Source organism: Streptomyces sp. HUAS MG91 (assembly GCF_040529335.1).
GTDB classification, from domain to species: Bacteria; Actinomycetota; Actinomycetes; order Streptomycetales; family Streptomycetaceae; genus Streptomyces; species Streptomyces tabacisoli.
This window is the reverse complement of the sequence record NZ_CP159534.1, coordinates 1,103,517-1,118,083: the sequence shown is the minus strand read 5'-3', so window position 1 is coordinate 1,118,083 and position 14,567 is coordinate 1,103,517. Positions and strand designations below refer to the sequence as shown.

Sequence of the window (14,567 nt, the reverse complement as noted above, 5' to 3'; positions counted from 1 at the left end):
AAGCTGCGCGACCAGCCACACTCAAGCCGCGGAGGAATCCCACCGCCGAGCGAACGCGGCCCCGTCCCACGCCCCGCCCAGCTCCGGCGCCAGCCACCCTTCGGCCGCAACCCGGAACTCCGAGGCCCCCAGAACCCCGGAGGACTCAGGCACCGCTCCGAGCAGCGCGGCCCCGGCGACCTTCGGCAGGTCCGCCACGTTGCAGCGCTCGGCGAGCCCGGGATCCCGCGGCCAGGCGCCGATGACGACCCCGGCCTGCGTCAGCCCGCGCGCCCGGAGCGCTTCGGCGGTCAGCTGCACCGAGTTCAGCGTCCCGAGCCCGGCCCGCGCCACCACCAGGACCGGCGCCCCGATCAGCCGCGCGGCGTCCGCGAGCGTGGCCCCCCGCTCGTCCAGGTGCACGAGCAGCCCGCCCGCGCCCTCGACCAGCACCAGATCGTGCGAGGCCGCCAGTTTCCCGGCCGCCTCGGCGATCTCGGCGGGCCGCACCGGCGGCAGCCCGGCCCGGGCCGCGGCCGTCCCCGGCGCCAGCGGCTCCGGATACCGGGCCAGCTCCATCCCGGTCACCCGCTCACCGGCCAGCCGCACCACCTCGGCGACATCGCCCGGCTCGTCCGGCGCGACCCCGGTCTGGGCGGGCTTGAGCACCGCCACCGAACGCCCGGCCCGCACGGCGACCGCCGCCAGCGCCGCCGTCGTCACGGTCTTGCCGATCTCGGTTCCCGTCCCGGTGACCACCCATACGGTCATGTCCGTTCACCCTTCCCGCGCGGCGGCGCACACCGCGCGCGTGATCCGCGCCAGATCCTCGTCACCCGTGACGTACGGCGGCATGGTGTAGACGAGGTCACGGAACGGCCGCACCCACACCCCCTCCGCGACCGCGGCGCGCGTGGCCGCGGCGATGTCGACCTCGTGGTCGAGCTGGACGACACCGATCGCGCCGAGCACCCGGACGTCCCGGACCCCCGGCACCTCCCGCGCCGCCGACAGGCCCTCCCGCAGCCCCGCCTCGATCCGCTTCACCTCGGCGAGCCAGTCCTGCCCGAGCAGCAGATCGATCGAGGCGCAGGCCACGGCGGCGGCCAGCGGGTTGCCCATGAACGTCGGCCCGTGCGCGAGCACCGGCACCTCGCCGCGCGAGATGCCCTGAGCCACCCGCGGCGTGCACAGCGTCGCGGCCAGCGTCAGATAGCCGCCGGTCAGCGCCTTGCCAACACACATCACGTCCGGGGTGAGCGCGGCGTGCTCCGCCGCGAACAGCGCGCCGGTGCGCCCGAAGCCCGTAGCGATCTCGTCGAACACCAGCAGCACGTCGTGCGCGTCGCACGCCTCCCGCAGCACCCGCAGATAGGCGGGGGAGTGGAACCGCATCCCGCCGGCACCCTGCACCACCGGCTCGACGATCACGGCGGCCAGCTCGTGCGCGTGCCGCTCCACGGTCTGCCGCAGATGCTCCGCGTACGACTCCTCGTACGCGCTCGGCGGGGCGTCCGCGAACACCTGCTCCGGCAGCACCCCGGCCCACAGGCCGTGCATCCCGCCCTCGGGGTCGCACACGGACATCGGCTGCCAGGTGTCGCCGTGGTAGCCGCCGCGCCAGGTGAGCATCCGGCGCTTCTCCGGCAGGCCGAGCGAACGCCAGTACTGCAGGCACATCTTCAGCGCCACCTCGACCGACACGGATCCCGAGTCGGCGAGGAACACGTGCTCCAGGCCGGCCGGCGACATCTCGACGAGCCGCTGCGCGAGCCGTACCGCCGGTTCGTGGGTGAGCCCGCCGAACATGACATGGCTCATCCGGTCCAGCTGCCCGCGCGCCGCCTCGTTGAGCACCGGGTGGTTGTAGCCGTGGATCGCCGACCACCACGACGACATCCCGTCGACCAGCTCGCCGTGCCCGGCGACCCGCAGCCGCACACCGGCCGCCGACTCGACGACCAGGGGCTGCTGCCGTCCCGGCATGGGGCCGTACGGATGCCAGACGTGCTCCCGGTCGAGCCGGAGCAGTTCCTCGATGTGCGGATCAGGCATTGGGCGCGAGATCCGTTCCGGCGCCCCGGCGGCGCACGGCGACGAGGTCGGTCCGCGCCTCGGTCGCCTCGGCCGCCTCGGGTGCGGCGGGGGCCTCCTCGGACCCGCAGGCCGAGCCGCAGCCACCGGTCCGGTGCTCCGGCAGCGTCACCCGGTCGGTGCCCTCCACCTCGAACCCCGCGTCGGCGATCATGTCCAGGTCCGCCTTGCCCGCCTGGCCCTCACTGGTCAGATAGTCGCCCAGGAAGATCGAGTTGGCGATGTGCAGGGCCAGCGGCTGCATCGAGCGCAGATGCACCTCGCGGCCGCCCGCGATCCGCACCTCCACGTCCGGGCAGACGAACCGGACCATGGCCAGGATCCGCAGGCAGCGCTGCGGCGTCAGGTTCCACTCCTTGGCCAGCGGCGTCCCCTCGAAGGGGATCAGGAAGTTGACCGGAACCGAGTCCGGGTCCAGCTCGCGCAGCCCGAAGACGACGTCGACCAGGTCCTCGTCGCTCTCGCCCATCCCGGCGATCAGCCCCGAGCAGGCGGACAGTCCCGCCGCGTGCGCCTTCTGCACCGTGTCGACCCGGTCGGCGTAGGTGTGCGTCGTGGTGATGTCGCCGTACGTCGCCTCGGACGTGTTCAGGTTGTGGTTGTAGGCGTCGGCGCCCGCGCCGCGCAGCCGCTCCGCCTGCCCGTCGGAGAGCAGACCGAGACAGGCGCACACCTCGACGCCCTCGTTCTCCGACTTGATCGCGTCGATCGTCGCCGCGACCCGGTCGACGTCCTTGTCCGTGGGGCCGCGCCCGCTCGCCACCAGGCAGACCCGCTTGGCGCCGCCCGCGACACCCGCGGCGGCCGCCTGCGAGGCCTCTTCCGGCTTGAGCCAGGTGTACTTGAGGATCTCCGCCTTCGAGCCGAGCCGCTGGGAGCAGTACGAGCAATCCTCCGGGCACAGGCCCGACTTGAGGTTTACCAGGTAGTTCAGCTTCACCCGGCGCCCGAACCAGTGACGGCGCACCTTTCCGGCTGCGGCCACCACGTCGAGCAGGTCGTCGTCCGGCGTCGCCAGGACGGCGAGCGCTTCTTCACGGCTCGGCGTCTCGCGCCGAAGCCCCTTGTCCACCAGCGTGTTCAGCAGGTCCATGAGCCCTGATCCTGGCTCAAAGGAGTGCCCCGGCGAAAGGAGAGTTCGTACAAAGGACGGTGCTCGACGTGTGGGTATTGCCACATCCTGGGCCGGTGGCGCGGCGGCTAGGGTCTGTGCATTACCTACAAACAGAGGGAGTCATGGCTCCAGCGCACAGCACCCCCGCACCCGCCCTCGCCCCGGCCTTCGGCTGGCTCGGCGAGCAGCGCCGCGCCCGCGAGGCCGCCGGACTCGTCCGCACCCTGCGCCCGCGTCCCGCCGACTCCCCGCTGCTCGATCTGGCGAGCAACGACTACCTGGGCCTCGCCCGGCACCCCGAGACCGTCGCGGGCGCGGTCGAGGCGGCACGGCGCTGGGGCGGCGGCGCGACCGGTTCCCGGCTGGTGACCGGCACCACCGAACTCCACGCCGAACTGGAGCGGGAGCTCGCCGAGTTCTGCGGTTTCGAGGCGGCGCTCGTACTGTCGTCCGGCTACGCGGCGAACCTCGCGGCCGTCACCGCGCTCGCCCCGAACGGCTCGCTGATCGTCTCCGACGCGGCCAACCACGCGTCCCTGATCGACGGCTGCCGGCTGTCCCGTGCCGCCACTCGGGTCGTGCCGCACGCCGATCCCGCGGCGGTCCGCGCGGCGCTCGGCGCGCACGACGGCCCGGCCGTGGTGGTCAGCGACTCCGTCTTCTCGGTCGACGGGGACCGGGCGCCGCTCACCGAACTGGGCGCTGTGGCAAGGGAATTCGGAGCGGGACTGATCGTCGACGACGCGCACGGGCTCGGCGTCCTCGGGGCGGGCGGGCGCGGCGCCCCGCATGCGGCGGGCCTCGCGGGCGACCCCGGCACCGTCGCCACCGTGACCCTCTCGAAGTCCTTCGGCAGCCAGGGCGGCGCGGTCCTCGGACCCGCGCCGGTCATCGAGCACCTCGTCAACACGGCGCGTACGTTCATCTTCGACACCGGCCTCGCGCCGGCCGCCGCCGGTGCCGCGCTCGCGGCGCTCCGGCTGTTGCGCCGCGAACCCCGGCGGGCGGCACGGGCCCGCGAGGTCGCGGCGACGCTGCATCAACTCCTCACCGATGAGGGCCTGTCGGCCGTTCGCCCGGACGCGGCGGTGGTCTCGGTGCGCGCACCCTCGCCCGACGAGGCGGTGCGCTGGGCCGCGGCCTGCCGGGCGGCGGGACTGGCGGTGGGCTGTTTCCGTCCGCCCTCGGTGCCGGACGGTGTCTCACGGCTGCGGCTGACCGCCCGCGCCGACCTCACCGACGAACAACTCGCCGAGGCGGTACGGGTGATCGGCCGAACGGCTCCTCGGGGCGCGGTCAGCGCAGGGAGCCGATGAACCCTTCCCAGGCGGAAGGGGCGAACAGCACGGCGGGTCCCGCCGTGTTCTTGGAGTCGCGGACGGCCACCAGGCCGGCCGCGGGCCCCGAGGGCACGGGGGCGGTCTCGACGCAGTTGTTGGCGCCTGTGCTGCGGCTGCTGCGCCGCCACATCGCGCCGCTCAGCGACATGCTGTCGGAAACGTACCGAGGCAGTGCATTCATGGTGCCTCCCTGACGCAGTGCCGGAGCGTGACGGAGTGTCGGCGACCCCGCACACCCGGCTATCCGGCGATCTGTGCGATGAACTCCAGTGAGTCCTCGGGCGAAAGAGCGTGTCCCAGAAGAGCATCGAAGGCGTCCGTGTACGCCCTGAGGTCTTCTTTCCGCTCGAGGTAGAGACTACTCGTCAAATGGTCGAGAACAACCACATCCAGATCAGTTGTGTTCGGAAATGAAAACACAACGAAAGGCCCGGTGATGCCGATGTGCCCACCTGCCGAGAAGGGAAGCACCTGAATCCGGACATGCGGCAGCAGGGCCACCTCGGCCAAATGTGCCAATTGCCTTTGCAGAATGTCTTTTCCGCCCACTTCGCGCCGGAGCACCGCCTCGTCGAGGATGGCCGTCAACTGCAGGGGTGTCTGCGAACGCAGCACCTCCTGTCGCGCGAGACGCACTTCCACCAGTGCCTCGATATGCCGCTCGGACATGCCGCCGAGAACGGATCGCGTCACCGCGTAGGCGTACTCCGGCGTCTGCAGCAGCCCCGGCACGACACTGTTCTCCAGCGTCCTGATCCGGCAGGCCTGCGACTCCAGGCTGATGAAATCGCGGTACGCGGGCGGCAGCAGGCTGCGGTACGCGTGCCACCAGTGGTGCCCGCCGGCGTCCTCGGCACCCGCCAACGCCACCACGAGTTCGCGTAGTTGAGGGTCCTTCGCGTCGAAGGCGTCGAGCAGACGAAGTACGTCCGAGGCCTTCGCGCCGCTCCGCCCTGTCTCGATCCGGCTCACCTTCGACTGGTGCCATCCGACGAGTCGCGCGGCCTCACCACTGGTGAGCCCGGCACCCACCCGCAGTGCGCGCAATTCGGCACCCAGCTTGCGGCGTCGTACCGCGGGACCGTACTTCATGCTGACTCCTCTGCCCCTCGGGCCGCGCGGCGGTTCTCCCTCCCGGCCCGTGCGGGGACGGCTCCTGAGCAGACGGTAGAGGAACCGGCGTGCGCTCGCCCAAATACGGTCTACCGTCGCAGAGTTCACCGCTTCGGGCGACAGATATATGCATATCTTGGGGGATCACCACCCTGGAAGCGCATCCAAGTGGCACGCTGGCGCGAAGCAGTAGCCGGGGCCGGTGAAGTGAAGCATCCGCGGCGGGCGGTCGAGCGGCCCCGACAGGAAAGGGACGACTTCGCCATGGCAGATCACCAGGAAGCATCCGTCACACTGCCGAGCGATCCGGCGTCGGTCTCCACGGCCCGGAGGTACGTGAGCAACGTGCTGACGGAGTGGGGCATGCCGGGCGACGGTGACACCGCCGACACGGTCCGGCTGATCGTCTCCGAACTCGCGACGAACGCCGTGCAGCACACCCGCGGTCTGTCCCCCACCTTCACCGTCGAGCTGGAACTGGAGCGCGACGAGCGGCTGCGGATCGGCGTCACCGACAGCCACCCCCGCTACCCCAAGCGGCTGCCCGCCGCGGTGCAGCAGGACAACGGCCGGGGCATGGTCATCATCCGCTGTCTGACCGCGGAGTGCGGCGGCAGACTCTCGGTCTGCCCGACCCCCGAGGGCGGCAAGACGGTATGGATCGCCCTGCCCTGGAAGAACGGCGTGTCCGGCGGAGACGTCCGCCCGGCCCCCACCGGCTGAGCGCGGTCAGCCGGAAGCCTCGTCATCCGCGGACCCTGCCCGCCCGGCCAGAGAGCGCCGCAGCAGCCCGGGCAGCACGCCCCACAGCCCCGCGCACACCAGAAACGTTCCGGCGGCCGCGGCGACGCCACCGGCCCGGCCGACCGTCACATCGACCACGAGCAGCACCGAACCCGTCAGCGCGAGGGAGAGCGCGGCCATGCCGCAGGCGGCGAGCCGCGACGAGACCCGGACGATCCGGGCCTTCGCCCCCAGCTGGAACAGCACCCGGTGCAGTGCGGCGGGCGCCGTCAGCAGCGCGGCCGCGACGACCGCGAGAAGCAGCGTCGTCACATAAGTGGCGCGCTGCACCGCGTCGAGCGAGGGAAAGCGCTGCGTGAAAGCGAGCGTGAGGAGAAAGGCGAACATGATCTGCACCCCGGTCTGCGTGACCCGGAGTTCCTGCAGAAGCTCGCCGAAGTTCCGGTCGGCCCGTTGCAGGGGCGTCTCGTTCCGTTCGTTCATGCCGTGCGGGTATCCCTCTCCGGCCGTTCGAGGCCTGACGGCGGGCCCGGCGCCAGGCCCGCCGCCGCCTCAGGTACCGGCGGTGCGGGTCAGCGCACCCGGCCGTACCAGACGCTCTTGGTCCAGATCTTCTGGAGCCGCACCACGTCCCCGGTCTTCGGGGAGTGCCAGATCCGTCCCTTACCGGCGTAGATGCCGACGTGGTAGACGCTCCGGCCGGAGTGGAAGAACACCAGGTCACCCCGCTTGCGCTGGGACCCGGAGACATGGCGGGTCTTGTTGTACTGCTGCGCCGCGGTGCGGGGCAGTTTCTTGCCCGCCCGCTTGAACGAGTAGAGCGTGAGCCCCGAGCAGTCGAACCGGTGCGGTCCGGTGGCGCCCCACTTGTACGGCGCCCCCTTCTTCGAGGCCGCGACCTGGAGAGCCTTGGACGAGGCCACGGCCGCCGACGCCTCGGGCGCGGCGCCGGGGACCATCAGCCCGGCACTCGCGACGGCGAGGGTCAGGGCCGAGGCGGTGCCGGCCCGGGTCAGCAGCGAGGGGACACGATTGAGCGCGGTCATGCGCAACCCTTCGTCAGCCGCCTGCGAAGGATGACCTGTCGGGTTCGGGCTGGCGAAGATGCCCGGCCGCTGGACGCGGCTTCACCCCAAGGACTGCTCGCAGCGGCTGCTGCGGCGGCCCGTCGTGCCTGGGTCCTCCACTCCTGCCGATCCACTCCTGTCGACCTGGCATCCGGGCGGCGGCAGGACTCGGCGTCCGCACGGACCGCCCCGCCGCGGCGGCGGGGGCTTGTCGTCGGAAGGGATCTTGACCCACCTCTGCGGTGAAAACCGAGCTGAACCGGCGGTAAGTGAGGCTCCTCACGCTTGACCCGTTCAGGTGGACAGTGCGGCTTTCGGGGCCCGGCGGCCACCCGCGACCAGGCCCGCACCAGGCACGGAACCGCAAATTCCGGTGTTCGCCTACCGGCATCGCGCAACTCTTGCGGTCACCAGCGTCTACTCATATCTACGCCATCCGGCGGTAGCCCATCTGGGCCGTTTCACCGGGGGTGCGGACGATCTGGCCGCCGAAGAACGTCTCGGGATTCCAATTGTCCGTCAGGTGGCGTTTTCGGGTGGCAATGTGACCGCTTGTGTCCGCCTCTCGCCGTCCAGAACGCGCAGCGCCCGTGCCAGGGTCTCCGCGTGCACCCGGCTCTCGCCCCGCTGGTGCATCAGGGCCAGGGCGTCCCGGAGCGCCGCCGCCCGGGTCACGAGCGCCTGGGCCGCCCGCAGCCCCCGGTAGGTGTCGTCGCCGCGCGCCGGATTGATGCGCGCCAGCAGATCGACCACGGCCAGATAGCTGTCCACCAGCTCGCACTCGGCGCGGGTCAGCGCGGGCAGTGGCGGCAGTTCGGGTGGGTACACGGCCGCCTCACCGCGCGCCCGGGGCGCCGGGGACGCTCTTGCGGCTCTCCAGTACATGGTCCACCAGCCCGTACTCCAGGGCCTGTCGGGCCGTGAGTACGGTGTCGCGTTCGATGTCCGCGCCGATCCGCTCCCGCGACCGCCCCGAGTGCCGCGCCAGCAGCTCTTCCAACCGTGCCCGCGTACGCACCATTTCGCGGGCCTGGATCTCCAGGTCGGTGGGCTGCCCCTGAGCCGGCTCGGGCAGCGCGGGCTGGTCGAGCACCACGCGTGCCCCGGGCAGCGTCATCCGCTTGCCCGGCGCTCCCGCGGCCAGCAGCACCGCGGCGACGGACGCGGCCTGCCCCAGGCAGGTGGTCGCCACCTCGCAACTGACGTACTCCATCGTGTCGTAGATCGCCGTCATGGCGCTGAACGAGCCGCCGGGGGAGTTGATGTACAGCGCGATGTCCTGCTCCGGCGCCGTGTACTCGAGATGCATCAGCTGCGCCATCACATCGTTCGCCGACGTGTCGTCGATCGGTGTCCCGAGGATGACGATGCGCTCTTCGAGGAGCTTGGAGTAGGGATCGAGGGTGCGCTGCCCCGATGTGGTCCGCTCGGTGAACTCGGGCAGGACATAACGGCCGGACGGGCGGTTCATGGAGCCTCCAATGGCGATGCGGGCGCTGTCGGCGCCGCCCCTGTAAAAAATGTACAGGATGTACATCACGTACCCTGGGGAGCATGGCCTACGAGATTCCGGTGACGCAAGCCAGGGCTGAGCTCGCCGAATTGATCAATCGCGTGGTGTACGGCGGCGAGCGCGTGGTCGTCACCCGGCACGGCAAGCCGCTCGTCGCCCTGGTCTCGGCGGGTGACCTGGAGCGTCTCGAGGAACTCGGGTCCCGGGCCGAGGAGCCGGTGATCAGTTCCGTCGCCCGCGTCGGCACCCTGTCGTCCGCTCCGGGCGAACGGCAGCGGTTCGGCATCGCGGCCGAGCACCGCGGCCCCGAAGGCAGGTAGCCGCACCCCGAAACCCGAACGACAGGACCTCGCGCCCCCGTCCGCTGCAGCGGGGACGCGCGGTCGATCGGTGTCCGCCCGGAGTGCGGGGCGGCCGGGCCTCAGCCCACCGGCTGGGGTGTCCGCGCCGGAGCGGGTGCCTCCTGCGGAGCCGACGCCCGCCGCGCGCGCAACCTTCCCAGCAGTACGGCAAGCAGGCCGAGCCCCGCCCACGGGGCCGTCGCGGCGGCGACCCCGGCGATCCCGAGCGGCGGATCGCGCGGCGCCGTCCGGGAGGGCTACGACCGGATCTGCGCTCTTCCTGGGCCGCGATCGTGGAGGGCTGTCAGGAGGCGGGCGTGATGTCCGCCGACGCCGACGCGGACGCCGTCGCGCGCACGATGATCGCCGCGGCCCAGGAATTCATCGCCCAGCAGGCCCTCTTCAAGGGCGTACCGGCGTAGGCGCTCCAGGCAGGTCTGCGGGGCCTGATGAGCATGGCGGAGGTCTGCTGCTGACCATGGCGCGGTCAAGCAACGGTTAACGTCGTTGAAACTCCGCGCCATTAGCTTGAGGCCCACGCCACCAGGGGTTTTCGTAACCAGGGTGCGCAAGATCATGCGCACTTCTTGTGTGTTACATCTATATCCGTCGCGGTGGCCGCGGCAGCCGGGCCCCGCACGGCCCGGGTGAAGGACTGTGAGGTGGGACCGTGCAACTGACCCCGCACGAGCAGGAGAGACTGCTCATTCATGTGGCCGCCGACGTGGCCGAGAAGCGCCGGGCCCGGGGTCTGAAACTCAATCACCCCGAAACCGTCGCCCTGCTCACCTCGCACATCCTCGAGGGCGCCCGCGACGGCCGCACCGTCGCGGAACTCATGGCGTCCGGGCGAAAACTGCTCACCCGTGACGACGTCATGGAGGGCATCCCCGAGATGATCCACGACGTGCAGGTCGAGGCCACCTTCCCCGACGGCACCAAGCTGGTCACCGTCCATGAGCCGATCGTCTGACGGGAAAGCAGCAGCCATGATTCCCGGAGAGATCCTCTTCGCCGACGAGCCCGTCGTGTACAACGAGGGCCGCGACGTCACCCGTGTGACCGTCCTCAACGCCGCCGACCGCCCCGTGCAGGTCGGTTCCCACTACCACTTCGCCGAGGCCAACCCCGGTCTCGACTTCGACCGCGCCGCCGCCCGCGGCAAGCGGCTGAACATCGCCGCGGGCACCGCCGTCCGCTTCGAGCCCGGCATCCCCGTCGACGTCGAACTCCTACCCCTGGCGGGCCGCCGGATCGTCCCCGGCCTGCGCGGCGAGACCGGAGGTCCCCTCGATGCCTGAGCTGTCCCGCGCCGCCTACGCCGATCTGTTCGGCCCCACCACGGGCGACCGCATCCGGCTCGCCGACACCGACCTGTTCGTCGAGATCGAGGAGGACCGCAGCGGCGGTCCCGGCCGCTCCGGCGACGAGGCCGTCTTCGGCGGCGGCAAGGTCATCCGCGAGTCCATGGGCCAGTCGCGCGCCACGCGCGCGCAAGGCACCCCGGACACCGTCATCACCGGCGCCGTGATCATCGACCACTGGGGCATCGTCAAGGCCGACATCGGCATCCGTGACGGCCGGATCATCGCCATCGGCAAGTCCGGCAACCCGGACACCATGGACGGCGTCCACCCCGATCTCGTCATAGGCCCCGAGACCGAGATCCTGGCCGGCAACGGCAAGATCGTCACCGCGGGCGGCATCGACACCCACATCCACTTCATCTCGCCGACCATCGTCGACGAGGCGCTGGCATCCGGCGTGACCACGCTCGTCGGCGGCGGCACCGGACCCGCCGAGGGATCGAAGGCCACCACCATCACGCCCGGCTCCTGGCACCTCGCCCGGATGTTCGCGGCCATGGAGAACAGCCCCGTCAACATCGGCTTCCTCGGCAAGGGCAACACCATGTCGAAGGAGTCCATGCGCGACCAACTGCGCGCCGGGGTCTGCGGATTCAAGATCCACGAGGACTGGGGCGCGACCCCGGCCGTGATCTCCGCCTGCCTCGACGTCTGCGAGGAGTCCGGCGCCCAGCTCGCCGTCCACTCCGACACCCTGAACGAGGCCGGATTCGTCCAGGACACCTTCGACGCCGTCGGCGGCCGCACCCTGCACGCCTTCCACGTCGAGGGCGCGGGCGGCGGCCACGCCCCCGACATGATCACCGCCGTGCAGCTGCCCAACATGCTGCCGTCGTCCACCAACCCGACCCGGCCGCACACCGTCAACACCGTCGAGGAGCACCTCGACATGCTGATGGTCTGCCACCACCTCAACCCGGCGGTCCCCGAGGACCTGGCCTTCGCCGAGTCCCGCATCCGGCCCACCACCATCGCGGCCGAGGACGTCCTGCACGACATGGGCGCCATCTCGATCATGTCCTCGGACTCGCAGGCCATGGGCCGCATCGGCGAGGTCATCATGCGCACCTGGCAGACCGCGCACGTGATGAAGCGCCGCCGCGGCCTGCTCCCCGGCGACCTGCGCGCCGACAACCAGCGCGCGCGTCGCTATGTCGCCAAATACACGATCAACGCGGCGATCGCCCAGGGCATCGAGGGCGAACTCGGTTCCGTCGAGAGCGGCAAGCTGGCCGACCTGGTGCTCTGGGACCCGAGGTTCTTCGGCGTGAAGCCGCAGGTGGTCCTGAAGGGCGGACAGATCGCCTACGCGCAGATGGGCGACGCCAACGCCTCCATCCCCACCCCGCAGCCGGTGCTGCCGCGCCCGATGTTCGGCGCCCACGGCAAGGCGCCGGCGGCCAACTCGCTCAACTTCGTGACGGAGGCGGCGATCGAGGACGGGCTCGTGGAGCGCCTCGGGCTCGACCGGTCCTTCGTCCCGATCCGGTCCACTCGCGGCCGCACCAAGGCGGACATGATCAACAACGATGCCCTGCCGCGCGTCGAGGTCGCCCCCGACTCCTTCGCCGTGACCATCGACGGCGAACTCGTCGAACCCGCCCCGGCCGCCGAACTGCCGCTCGCGCAGCGGTACTTCCTGTTCTGATGCCGGGACGGGTACGTATCTCATGACACGCGCGACCCTGCTCGTCCTGGCCGACGGCCGCTTCCCCGCCGGAGGGCACGCCCACTCCGGCGGGGCGGAGGCCGCGGTCAGGGCGGGCCGCATCACCGGCGGCGCGAGCCTGGAGGAGTTCTGCCGCGGCCGCCTGCACACCAGCGGGGCGGTCTCGGCGGCCCTCGCCGCCGCGGCGGCGCTCGGCGTCGACCCGGTCGCCCTGGACGCGGCCGCCGACGCCAGGACCCCGTCGGCCGCACTGCGGGTCGCGGCCCGCAAGCTGGGGCGGCAGCTCATGCGCGCCGCCCGCGCCACCTGGCCGCACCCCGAACTCGACGCCCTGGCGCAGCGGTTTCCCAAGGGCGCCCATCAGCCGGTGGTGCTCGGGCTCACCGCCCGGGCCGCCGGGCTCGGGCCCGAGGACGCCGCGTACTGCTCCGCGTACGAAGGGATCAGCGGGCCCGCGACCGCCGTCGTGCGGTTGCTCAGCCTCGATCCGTTCGACGCGACCGGGGCTCTGGCGCGGCTCGCGCCGGAGCTCGACCGGGTGGTGGCCGATGCCGTGGACGCTGCCCGCCGGGCCGTCGACCTCGGGGTCGACGCGCTGCCCGCCGGGAGCGCTCCGCTGCTGGAGATCGGGGCCGAGGCGCATGCCGCCTGGCCCGTGCGGCTGTTCGCTTCCTGAACCCCCGGGGGCTGCGCCCCCGGACCACCCTCATCGGCCTGAACGGCCTCGTCATCGAACGCCGGACAGGCTGAAAAGACATTCCTTCTGGAGCCGTGATCGCTATGCACCTTGGACACACCCACGACGAAGCCTCCGCCGTCTCCGCCGACGCCCGGCGGCCCGACGGGACCCGGCGCGCCCTGCGCATCGGCCTCGGCGGACCGGTCGGGTCCGGCAAGACCGCGACCGTCGCCGCGCTCTGCCGCACCCTGCGCGACGAACTGTCCCTCGCCGTCGTCACCAACGACATCTACACGCGCGAGGACGCCGAGTTCCTGCTGCGCGAAGCCGTGCTGCCGCCCGAGCGGATCACCGCCGTGGAGACCGGCGCCTGCCCGCACACCGCCATCCGCGACGACATCTCCGCCAACCTGGAGGCCGTCGAGGACCTGGAGGACGAGGTCGGGCCGCTCGACCTCATCCTCGTGGAGTCCGGTGGCGACAACCTCACCGCGACCTTCTCCAAGGGCCTCGTCGACGCCCAGATCTTCGTGATCGACGTCGCGGGCGGCGACGACATCCCGCGCAAGGGCGGACCCGGCGTCACCACCGCCGACCTGCTCGTCATCAACAAGACCGACCTCGCCCCGTACGTCGGCTCCGACCTGGACCGGATGGCCGCGGACGCCAAGGCGCAGCGTGACGAACTCCCCGTGATCCTCCAGTCGCTGCGCTCCGAGGGCGGTGTCGGTGACGTGGCCGCCTGGGCGCGCGGCCGGCTCGCGGCCTGGACGGCGTGATGTCGGCGGGTGTCCGGTCCACCGCCCGGATCGCCGCCCGCGGCGACGGCCGGGGCGGCACCGCCCTGCCGGCCCTGGAGGGCGAGGGCTCGCTCGCCGTGCGCCGCACCCGGGCCGCGCACGCCGACGAGGCACGCGTCATGCTCGTCGGCGCGATGAGCGGCCCCCTCGGCGGCGACCGCTTCACCGTCGAGGCCCGCGCGGACGAGGGCGCCCGGCTGCACATCGGCTCCGTGGCCGCCACGCTCGCGCTGCCCGGGCAGGCCAAGGGCGAGGCCCACTACAACGTCCGGCTCACCGTCGCCGACGGGGCCCGCCTCGACTGGCTGCCCGAACAGCTGATCTCGGCGCACGGCAGCGACCTGCGCGTCACCACCCGCGCCGAGCTCGCCCCGGGCGCCCGGCTCGTGCTGCGCGAGGAGCAGGTGCTCGGCCGGGTGGGGGAGGAGCCGGGCCGGCTGACCAGCCGGCTGACCGTCCACCGCGCCGGCCGCCCGCTCCTGGACCAGGAACTGGCCTGCGGACCCGGAGCGCCCGGCGGCTGGGACGGTCCCGCCGTCCTGGCCGGGCACCGCGCGCTGGGCCAGCTGGTCGTCGTACGGCCGGAGTTCGAGACCGACCGGCCGGCCGCCGCCGTCCTGGACGAGCGGGGCACGGCCGCGCTCACCCCGCTCGCGGGCCCCGCCGTCCTCGTCACCGCGGTCGCCCCGGACGCCCTGCTGCTGCGTCGCACGCTCGACGCGGCATTGCTCCGTCTGGCCGACTGAC

General features: G+C 72.0%; 18 protein-coding genes and 1 riboswitch. Of the genes, 9 read left to right on the top strand and 9 right to left on the bottom strand.

Going from position 1 to position 14,567, the window contains the following annotated elements; all coding sequences use genetic code 11:
• Positions 1-21 precede the first annotated feature (21 nt).
• The 3 genes from bioD to bioB are packed head-to-tail and all read right to left on the bottom strand — an operon-like array spanning position 22 to position 3,166.
• Complete coding sequence (gene bioD, locus ABII15_RS05240) at positions 22-750, bottom strand: dethiobiotin synthase (RefSeq protein WP_353941093.1); 729 nt, start codon at positions 748-750, stop codon at positions 22-24.
• A gap of 6 nt (positions 751-756) precedes the next feature.
• Positions 757-2,034: an adenosylmethionine--8-amino-7-oxononanoate transaminase gene (locus ABII15_RS05235; protein ID WP_353941092.1), complete on the bottom strand. Its 1,278-nt coding sequence runs from the start codon at positions 2,032-2,034 to the stop codon at positions 757-759.
• Positions 2,027-3,166 carry a biotin synthase BioB gene (gene bioB / locus ABII15_RS05230; protein WP_353941091.1) on the bottom strand — a complete coding sequence of 380 codons (1,140 nt, stop codon included), beginning with the start codon at positions 3,164-3,166 and terminating at the stop codon, positions 2,027-2,029. The genes ABII15_RS05235 and bioB overlap by 8 nt, the downstream gene beginning before the upstream one ends.
• Before the next feature lie 143 nt (positions 3,167-3,309).
• On the opposite strand from bioB, the gene ABII15_RS05225 reads away from it, so the two are divergent.
• Positions 3,310-4,503: an 8-amino-7-oxononanoate synthase gene (locus ABII15_RS05225; RefSeq protein WP_353941090.1), complete on the top strand. Its 1,194-nt coding sequence runs from the start codon at positions 3,310-3,312 to the stop codon at positions 4,501-4,503.
• Here the strand turns inward: ABII15_RS05225 and ABII15_RS05220 are convergent.
• Positions 4,484-4,708 carry a DUF397 domain-containing protein gene (locus tag ABII15_RS05220; RefSeq protein WP_353941089.1) on the bottom strand — a complete coding sequence of 75 codons (225 nt, stop codon included), beginning with the start codon at positions 4,706-4,708 and terminating at the stop codon, positions 4,484-4,486. The two genes, ABII15_RS05225 and ABII15_RS05220, sit on opposite strands and share 20 nt — an antisense overlap.
• A 59-nt stretch (positions 4,709-4,767) precedes the next feature.
• The gene (locus ABII15_RS05215; protein ID WP_353941088.1) at positions 4,768-5,619 is read right to left on the bottom strand and encodes a helix-turn-helix transcriptional regulator; all 852 of its coding nucleotides are present in this window, start codon (positions 5,617-5,619) and stop codon (positions 4,768-4,770) included.
• A gap of 285 nt (positions 5,620-5,904) precedes the next feature.
• Here ABII15_RS05215 and ABII15_RS05210 point away from each other — a divergent pair, with 285 nt between their 5' ends.
• The gene (locus tag ABII15_RS05210) at positions 5,905-6,363 is read left to right on the top strand and encodes an ATP-binding protein (protein WP_353941087.1); all 459 of its coding nucleotides are present in this window, start codon (positions 5,905-5,907) and stop codon (positions 6,361-6,363) included.
• Between the two features lie 6 nt (positions 6,364-6,369).
• Here ABII15_RS05210 and ABII15_RS05205 read toward each other — a convergent pair whose 3' ends face one another.
• The 4 genes from ABII15_RS05205 to ABII15_RS05190 form a co-directional block, all read right to left on the bottom strand.
• Entirely contained in the window at positions 6,370-6,867 is a 498-nt protein-coding gene (locus ABII15_RS05205; protein ID WP_353941086.1) for a DUF6328 family protein, read from the bottom strand.
• Between the two features lie 89 nt (positions 6,868-6,956).
• Positions 6,957-7,430: a C40 family peptidase gene (locus ABII15_RS05200; RefSeq protein WP_353941085.1), complete on the bottom strand. Its 474-nt coding sequence runs from the start codon at positions 7,428-7,430 to the stop codon at positions 6,957-6,959.
• A 3-nt stretch (positions 7,431-7,433) separates the two neighbouring features.
• Positions 7,434-7,635: riboswitch (cyclic di-AMP (ydaO/yuaA leader) on the bottom strand.
• 335 nt (positions 7,636-7,970) lie between these two features.
• Positions 7,971-8,279, bottom strand: a complete 309-nt coding sequence (locus ABII15_RS05195) for a hypothetical protein (RefSeq protein ID WP_353941084.1) — start codon at positions 8,277-8,279, stop codon at positions 7,971-7,973.
• Positions 8,280-8,286: 7 nt separating this feature from the next.
• Positions 8,287-8,922: an ATP-dependent Clp protease proteolytic subunit gene (locus ABII15_RS05190; protein ID WP_353941083.1), complete on the bottom strand. Its 636-nt coding sequence runs from the start codon at positions 8,920-8,922 to the stop codon at positions 8,287-8,289.
• Positions 8,923-9,005: 83 nt separating this feature from the next.
• On the opposite strand from ABII15_RS05190, the gene ABII15_RS05185 reads away from it, so the two are divergent.
• The 7 genes from ABII15_RS05185 to ABII15_RS05155 all read left to right on the top strand — a co-directional run bounded on the left by ABII15_RS05185 (position 9,006) and on the right by ABII15_RS05155 (position 14,566).
• Positions 9,006-9,284, top strand: coding sequence for a type II toxin-antitoxin system Phd/YefM family antitoxin (locus ABII15_RS05185; RefSeq protein WP_353941082.1), 279 nt, complete (start codon positions 9,006-9,008; stop codon positions 9,282-9,284).
• 691 nt (positions 9,285-9,975) lie between these two features.
• Positions 9,976-10,278, top strand: coding sequence for an urease subunit gamma (locus tag ABII15_RS05180; RefSeq protein ID WP_111663529.1), 303 nt, complete (start codon positions 9,976-9,978; stop codon positions 10,276-10,278).
• Between the two features lie 16 nt (positions 10,279-10,294).
• Positions 10,295-10,606, top strand: coding sequence for an urease subunit beta (locus ABII15_RS05175; protein ID WP_353941081.1), 312 nt, complete (start codon positions 10,295-10,297; stop codon positions 10,604-10,606).
• Positions 10,599-12,320 (top strand): urease subunit alpha, encoded by a 1,722-nt coding sequence (locus tag ABII15_RS05170; protein ID WP_353941080.1) that lies wholly within the window; start codon positions 10,599-10,601, stop codon positions 12,318-12,320. The genes ABII15_RS05175 and ABII15_RS05170 overlap by 8 nt, the downstream gene beginning before the upstream one ends.
• A 22-nt stretch (positions 12,321-12,342) precedes the next feature.
• Positions 12,343-13,017 (top strand): urease accessory UreF family protein, encoded by a 675-nt coding sequence (locus ABII15_RS05165; protein ID WP_353941079.1) that lies wholly within the window; start codon positions 12,343-12,345, stop codon positions 13,015-13,017.
• Between the two features lie 104 nt (positions 13,018-13,121).
• Complete coding sequence (gene ureG / locus ABII15_RS05160) at positions 13,122-13,799, top strand: urease accessory protein UreG (RefSeq protein WP_353941078.1); 678 nt, start codon at positions 13,122-13,124, stop codon at positions 13,797-13,799.
• On the top strand, positions 13,799-14,566 hold the full coding sequence (locus tag ABII15_RS05155; protein WP_353941077.1) for an urease accessory protein UreD: 768 nt from the start codon (positions 13,799-13,801) through the stop codon (positions 14,564-14,566). The genes ureG and ABII15_RS05155 overlap by 1 nt, the downstream gene beginning before the upstream one ends.
• Position 14,567: the final 1 nt, after the last annotated feature.